Below are 7,258 nucleotides of genomic sequence, written 5' to 3' on the forward strand. Positions count from 1 at the left end.
TACCCCTCACCCTAACCCTCTCCCCACAGGGGAGAGGGGACTGCACCGAGCCGTCTTTTCTCCCTCGCCCCTTTGGGGAGGGGGCCGGGGTGAGGGGGACAATCTGTGATCCAGCTTAAATTTCCCGCACTCCCTCCTCATCTCCCATTTACCTGCGCTTTTTCTGCGTCATAGTATGATCGTTAAATTAATGAACACTGTTCTATAATGTAGAACAAAATGATTCAGCAAGGAGATCTCATGCCTCAGCCTGTGTTGTTTACGGGAATCATTCCCCCTGTCTCCACCATTTTTACCGCCGATGGCCAGCTCGATAAGCAGGGCACCGCCGCGCTGATCGACGATCTGATCGCCGCAGGCGTTGATGGCCTGTTCTTCCTCGGCAGCGGCGGCGAATTCTCCCAGCTCAACGCCGAAGAGCGTAAAACCATTGCCCGCTTTGCTATCGATCATGTCGATCGTCGCGTGCCGGTTCTGATCGGCACCGGCGGCACCAACGCCCGGGAAACCATTGAACTGAGCCAGCACGCGCAGCAGGCGGGCGCGGACGGCATCGTGGTCATCAACCCCTACTACTGGAAAGTCTCGGAAGCGAACCTGATTCGCTATTTCGAACAGGTGGCCGACAGCGTCACGCTGCCGGTGATGCTCTATAACTTCCCGGCGCTGACCGGGCAGGATCTCACGCCAGCGCTGGTGAAAACCCTCGCCGACTCGCGCAGCAACATCGTAGGCATTAAAGACACCATCGACTCCGTCGCCCATCTGCGCAGCATGATCCACACCGTCAAAGCGGCCCACCCACACTTCACCGTGCTGTGTGGCTACGACGATCATCTGTTCAATACCCTGCTGCTCGGCGGCGACGGGGCGATCTCGGCGAGCGGCAACTTTGCGCCGCAGGTGTCGGTAAATCTTCTGAAAGCCTGGCGCGATAAGGACGTGGCGAAAGCGGCTGAGTATCATCAGACCTTGCTGCAAATCCCGCAGCTGTATCAGCTGGATACGCCGTTCGTGAACGTCATTAAAGAAGCGATTGTACTTTGCGGCCGCCCGATCTCCACGCACGTGCTGCCGCCCGCTTCACCGCTGGACGAGCCGCGCAAAGCGCAGCTGAAATCCCTGCTGCAACAGCTCAAGCTCTGCTGAGCCGGAAGATAACCATGACCATCGAGAAAATTTTCACCCCACAGGACGATGCGTTTTACGCGGTGATCACCCACGCGGCGGGGCCGCAGGGCGCGCTGCCGCTGACCCCGCAAATGCTGATGGAATCCCCCAGCGGCAACCTGTTCGGCATGACTCAAAACGCCGGGATGGGCTGGGACGCCAACAGGCTGACCGGCAAAGAGGTGCTGATCATCGGTACCCAGGGCGGCATCCGCGCCGGGGACGGACGCCCGGTTGCGCTGGGCTACCACACCGGGCACTGGGAAATTGGCATGCAGATGCAGGCGGCGGCGAAGGAGATCACCCGCAACGGTGGGATCCCGTTCGCGGCCTTCGTCAGCGACCCGTGCGACGGGCGCTCTCAGGGCACGCACGGCATGTTCGACTCCCTGCCGTACCGCAACGACGCGGCGATCGTGTTTCGTCGTCTGATCCGCTCCCTGCCGACGCGCCGGGCGGTGATCGGCGTGGCAACCTGCGATAAAGGGCTGCCTGCGACCATGATCGCGCTGGCCGCCATGCACGATCTGCCGACCATTCTGGTGCCGGGCGGCGCGACGCTGCCGCCGACCGTGGGTGAAGATGCGGGCAAGGTGCAGACCATTGGCGCGCGCTTTGCCAACCACGAGCTGTCGTTGCAGGAGGCCGCCGAGCTGGGCTGTCGCGCCTGCGCGTCGCCGGGCGGCGGGTGTCAGTTTCTCGGCACGGCGGGCACCTCTCAGGTGGTTGCGGAAGCGCTGGGTCTGGCACTGCCGCACTCCGCGCTGGCACCGTCCGGGCAGGCGGTGTGGCTGGAGATCGCCCGCCAGTCGGCGCGGGCGGTGAGCGAGCTGGATAACCGCGGCATCACCACGCGCGATATCCTCACCGATAAGGCCATCGAAAACGCCATGGTGCTCCACGCGGCGTTCGGCGGTTCCACCAATTTACTGCTGCACATACCGGCCATCGCCCACGCGGCGGGCTGCACCCTTCCTGACGTCGCGCACTGGACGCGCATCAACCGCAAAGTACCGCGCCTGGTGAGCGTGCTGCCCAACGGTCCGGACTATCATCCGACCGTGCGCGCGTTCCTGGCAGGCGGCGTGCCGGAGGTGATGCTTCACCTGCGCGATCTCGGCCTGCTGCATCTGGATGCCATGACCGTGACCGGCCAGACGGTGGGCGAGAACCTCGACTGGTGGCAGGCCTCGGAACGTCGGGCGCGCTTCCGTCAGTGCCTGCGCGAGCAGGACGGCGTCGATCCGGATGACGTGATCCTGCCGCCCGAGAAGGCCAAAGCGAAAGGGCTGACCTCAACGGTCTGCTTCCCGACGGGCAACATTGCGCCGGAAGGATCGGTGATCAAGGCCACGGCGATCGACCCGTCGGTGGTCGGTGACGATGGCGTTTACCGCCACACCGGCCGGGCGCGGGTGTTTGTCTCAGAAGCGCAGGCGATTAAGGCCATCAAGCGGGAAGAGATTCAGCAGGGCGATATCATGGTGGTGATCGGCGGCGGACCGTCCGGCACCGGCATGGAAGAGACCTACCAGCTCACCTCCGCGCTGAAGCATATCTCGTGGGGCAAAACGGTGTCGCTGATTACCGATGCGCGCTTCTCGGGCGTGTCGACGGGCGCCTGCTTCGGGCACGTGTCGCCGGAGGCGCTGGCGGGCGGGCCGATCGGCAAATTGCGCGATAACGACATCATTGAGATTGCCGTGGATCGTATGACCCTGACGGGCAGCGTGAACTTTATCGGCACGGCGGACACCCCGCTGACGCCGGAAGAGGGCGCGCGCGAGCTGGCACGGCGGCAGACGCATCCGGACCTGCACGCCCACGACTTTTTGCCGGACGATACCCGGCTATGGGCAGCATTGCAGTCGGTGAGCGGCGGCACCTGGAAAGGCTGTATTTATGACACCGATAAAATTATTGAGGTAATTAACGCCGGTAAAAAAGCGCTCGGCATTTAATTGTTTTTAGAAAAAAACGTCTGCGGGAAATATTCCGCGGACGGCTTTCGTGTTTTTATAATTTATTAATTTAAACAATTATTTGCGATATATCGCTGGCGTCACAAAAGCAAAATAACATAATTCAGAAATAAGATATGACCATTGCTGATTAATTGAACAGCTCATTACACTCCATTAACACGATGTTGTTATTCAGCACACGACATAAGGGTGTAATTCTGATGACGCAATTAACCATGAAAGACAAAATTGGCTACGGGCTGGGTGACACCGCCTGCGGCTTCGTCTGGCAGGCCACGATGTTTCTGCTGGCCTATTTCTATACCGACGTCTTCGGCCTGTCGGCGGGCATTATGGGCACGCTGTTTTTGGTCTCCCGCGTGCTCGACGCCGTCACCGACCCGCTGATGGGGCTGCTGGTTGACCGCACCCGCACGCGGCACGGCCAGTTCCGCCCGTTCCTGCTGTGGGGCGCGATTCCGTTCGGCATCGTCTGCGTACTGACCTTCTACACGCCGGACTTCTCGGCGCAGGGCAAAATCATCTACGCCTGCGTGACCTACATTCTCCTGACCCTGGTCTACACCTTCGTTAACGTGCCGTACTGTGCCATGCCGGGCGTCATCACCGCCGACCCGAAAGAGCGTCACGCCCTGCAATCCTGGCGTTTCTTCCTGGCGGCGGCGGGTTCGCTCGCCATCAGCGGCATTGCCCTGCCGCTGGTGAGCATCATCGGCAAAGGGGACGAGCAGGTGGGCTATTTCGGCGCCATGTGCGTGCTGGGGCTGAGCGGCGTGGTGCTGCTCTACGTCTGCTTCTTTACCACCAAAGAGCGTTACACCTTTGAGGTGCAGCCGGGCTCGTCGGTGGCAAAAGATCTCAGGCTGCTGTTCGGCAACGGCCAGTGGCGCATTATGTGTGCCTTTAAGATGATGGCGACCTGTTCCAACGTGGTGCGCGGCGGAGCGACCCTCTACTTCGTCAAATACGTGATGGATCACCCGGAGCTGGCGACCCAGTTTTTACTCTACGGCAGCCTCGCCACCATGTTCGGCTCGCTCTGCTCCTCCCGCCTGCTGGGCCGCTTTGACCGCGTCACCGCCTTCAAGTGGATCATCGTCGCCTACTCGTTGATCAGCCTGCTGATTTTCGTCACCCCGGCGGAGCATATCGCCCTGATTTTCGCCCTCAACATTCTGTTCCTGTTCGTCTTTAACACCACCACGCCGCTCCAGTGGCTCATGGCCTCTGACGTGGTGGATTACGAGGAGAGCCGCAGCGGGCGCCGCCTCGACGGGCTGGTGTTCTCCACCTACCTGTTCAGCCTGAAGATTGGCCTGGCGATTGGCGGGGCGGTAGTGGGCTGGATCCTCGCGTACGTGAACTACTCCGCCAGCAGCAGCGTGCAGCCGGTTGAGGTGCTGACCACCATCAAAATTCTGTTCTGCGTGGTGCCGGTAGTGCTCTACGCGGGCATGTTCATCATGCTGTCGTTCTATAAGCTCACCGACGCCCGCGTGGAGGCCATCAGCCAGCAGCTGATCAAGCACCGCGCGGCCCAGGGTGAAGCCGTTCCCGACGCCGCGACAGCCGCATCCCATTAACCGGAGGCACTATGGAAATCACGAACCCGATACTCACCGGCTTCAACCCGGACCCGTCCCTCTGCCGCCAGGGCGAGGATTACTACATCGCCACCTCGACCTTCGAGTGGTTCCCGGGCGTGCGCATCTACCACTCCCGCGACCTGAAAAACTGGTCGCTGGTCAGCACCCCGCTGGACCGCGTGTCGATGCTGGACATGAAGGGCAACCCGGACTCCGGCGGCATCTGGGCGCCGTGCCTGAGCTACGCCGACGGCAAATTCTGGCTGCTCTATACCGACGTGAAAATTGTCGATTCACCGTGGAAAAACGGCCGCAATTTCCTCGTCACCGCGTCGTCCATTGAGGGGCCGTGGAGCGAGCCGATCCCTATGGGCAACGGCGGGTTCGACCCGTCCCTGTTTCACGACGACGATGGCCGCAAATATTACCTTTACCGCCCGTGGGGGCCGCGCCACCACAGCAACCCGCACAACACCATCGTGATGCAAGAGTTCGATCCGCAGACCGGCACCCTCTCGCCGGAGCGTAAGACCCTGTTTACCGGCACGCCGCTCTGCTACACCGAAGGCGCGCACCTGTATCGCCACGCAGGATGGTACTACCTGATGGTTGCCGAAGGCGGCACCAGCTACGAACACGCCGTCGTGGTGCTGCGCTCAAAAACGATCGACGGGCCGTACGAGCTGCACCCGGACGTGACGATGATGACCAGCTGGCACCTGCCGGAGAACCCGCTGCAGAAGAGCGGCCACGGTTCGCTGCTGCAGACCCACACGGGGGAATGGTATATGGCCTACCTCACCAGCCGCCCGCTGCGCCTGCCCGGCGTGCCGCTGCTGGCCTCCGGCGGGCGCGGCTACTGCCCGCTGGGGCGCGAGACCGGCATCGCCCGCATCGAATGGCGCGACGGCTGGCCGTATGTCGAAGGTGGTAAGCACGCGCAGCTGACCGTGAAAGGCCCGCAGGTGGCCGAGCAGCCTGCAGCCGTTCAGGCCACCTGGCGGGACGATTTCGACGCCAGTTCGCTTGACCCGGCGCTGCAAACCCTGCGTATTCCGTTCGACGACACCCTCGGTTCGCTCACCGCGCGCCCCGGCTATTTACGGCTCTACGGCAACGACTCGCTTAACTCGACCTTCACCCAGTCGACCGTGGCGCGCCGCTGGCAGCACTTCACCTTCCGGGCGGAGACGCGGATGCAGTTCTCGCCGGTCCACTTCCAGCAGAGCGCGGGGCTGACCTGCTACTACAACAGCAAAAACTGGAGCTACTGCTTTGTGGACTACGAGGAGGGGCAGGGGAGAACCATAAAGGTGATCCAGCTCGACCACAACGTGCCGTCATGGCCGCTGCACGAGCAGCCGATTCCGGTGCCGGAGAGTGCGCAGAGCGTCTGGCTGCGCGTCGAGGTGGATACGCTGGTCTATCGCTACAGCTACTCGTTCGACGGCGAGACGTGGCACACCGTGCCGGTAACCTATGAGGCGTGGAAACTGTCGGACGACTACATCGGCGGGCGCGGCTTCTTCACCGGCGCATTTGTGGGGCTGCACTGCGAGGACATCAGCGGTGACGGCTGCCACGCGGATTTCGACTACTTCACCTACGAGCCGCTGTAGCGGCTCAGGCCGGGTAGCCCAGCGCGCGTGAGAGCTGGAGCCCGGCCTGCTGAAGCTGCTCGCGGAAATTAGCCAGCTCGGCGTCGTCCACGCGCGAGGTCAGCGTCGACAGGCTCAGGGCGGCAATCACGCGTGACTCGTGGTTCCACACCGGCACCGCCACGCAGCGCACGCCCTGCTCGTTCTCTTCGCTGTCCAGGGCGTAGCCTTGTTCGCGGGTTTTTTTCAGCGCATCCACCAACGCTTCGCGGGTGGCAAGAGTGGAAGGGGTAAAGGTAGTGTACTGATAGCCCTCCAGCAGGGCGTTCAGCTCGGCCTCGCCCAGCCAGGCAATCAACACCTTGCCGATGGCGGTGGCATGAACCGGAAGGCGACGGCCAATGCGCGAATAGGCGATGGCGGCCAGCTTGCCTTCAATCTTCTCGATATAGACCCCTTCACGCCCGTCCAGGATCCCCAGATGGGTGGTCTGCCCGGTCCGCCGGGAAAGATCCGTCAGCCAGCCTTTTGCCTTCTGACGAATATCCATTGAGCCCACGACGAAATGGCCGCGCTCGACCAGCTTCATGCCGAGGCGATATTTACCGTTCTCCGGGTTCTGATCGATATAGCCGTGAAGCTGCAGGGTTTTCAGCAGCGAATGGAGGGTACTTTTGCTCAGCCCCATCAGTTTGCTGATGTCGGTGATCTTAAGCTCGGTGGCCTGCTCGTTGAACAGGTCGAGGATCTGCAACGCACGTTCAACAGACTGAATAATCGGCATAATGCTGGCATGTCCACGCTGGAATTAAGGCGAAAACGTACCTTTTTTGGGGTGAAAAATCAATTGAGCAGGCCTGATTTGCCCGGCGACGCTTCGCTTGCACGGGCCTACGGGTTTTGTAGGCCGGGTAAGCGC

Annotated in this window: 5 protein-coding genes; 4 read left to right on the forward strand and 1 reads right to left on the reverse strand. The window is 61.6% G+C overall.

The window, feature by feature from the left end; translation table 11 throughout:
• Window positions 1-240 precede the first annotated feature (240 nt).
• The 4 genes from yagE (at window position 241) to L977_RS09935 (ending at window position 6,360) form a co-directional block, all read left to right on the forward strand.
• Window positions 241-1,149, forward strand: coding sequence for a 2-keto-3-deoxygluconate aldolase (yagE, locus tag L977_RS09920; RefSeq protein ID WP_014882314.1), 909 nt, complete (start codon window positions 241-243; stop codon window positions 1,147-1,149).
• 14 nt (window positions 1,150-1,163) lie between these two features.
• Window positions 1,164-3,131 carry a xylonate dehydratase YagF gene (yagF, locus tag L977_RS09925; protein WP_014882315.1) on the forward strand — a complete coding sequence of 656 codons (1,968 nt, stop codon included), beginning with the start codon at window positions 1,164-1,166 and terminating at the stop codon, window positions 3,129-3,131.
• A 224-nt stretch (window positions 3,132-3,355) separates the two neighbouring features.
• Window positions 3,356-4,738: an MFS transporter gene (locus L977_RS09930; protein ID WP_014882316.1), complete on the forward strand. Its 1,383-nt coding sequence runs from the start codon at window positions 3,356-3,358 to the stop codon at window positions 4,736-4,738.
• An 11-nt stretch (window positions 4,739-4,749) separates the two neighbouring features.
• The gene (locus tag L977_RS09935) at window positions 4,750-6,360 is read left to right on the forward strand and encodes a glycoside hydrolase family 43 protein (RefSeq protein WP_047625670.1); all 1,611 of its coding nucleotides are present in this window, start codon (window positions 4,750-4,752) and stop codon (window positions 6,358-6,360) included.
• Window positions 6,361-6,364: 4 nt separating this feature from the next.
• On the opposite strand, the gene xynR is transcribed toward L977_RS09935, so the two are convergent.
• Window positions 6,365-7,123, reverse strand: a complete 759-nt coding sequence (gene xynR, locus L977_RS09940) for a DNA-binding transcriptional repressor XynR (RefSeq protein WP_014882318.1) — start codon at window positions 7,121-7,123, stop codon at window positions 6,365-6,367.
• Window positions 7,124-7,258: the final 135 nt, after the last annotated feature.

The sequence above is a fragment of the Enterobacter sp. ZOR0014 genome (assembly GCF_000798855.1).
GTDB lineage: Bacteria > Pseudomonadota > Gammaproteobacteria > Enterobacterales > Enterobacteriaceae > Enterobacter > Enterobacter kobei.

Bases quoted from the DNA above. Each gene is read 5' to 3' on its own strand.
- yagF (WP_014882315.1), top strand. From the start codon at position 1,164: ATGACCATCGAGAAAATTTTCACCCCACAGGACGATGCGTTTTACGCG.
- L977_RS09935 (WP_047625670.1), top strand. From the start codon at position 4,750: ATGGAAATCACGAACCCGATACTCACCGGCTTCAACCCGGACCCGTCC.
- yagE (WP_014882314.1), top strand. From the start codon at position 241: ATGCCTCAGCCTGTGTTGTTTACGGGAATCATTCCCCCTGTCTCCACC.
- xynR (WP_014882318.1), bottom strand. From the start codon at position 7,123: ATGCCGATTATTCAGTCTGTTGAACGTGCGTTGCAGATCCTCGACCTG.
- L977_RS09930 (WP_014882316.1), top strand. From the start codon at position 3,356: ATGACGCAATTAACCATGAAAGACAAAATTGGCTACGGGCTGGGTGAC.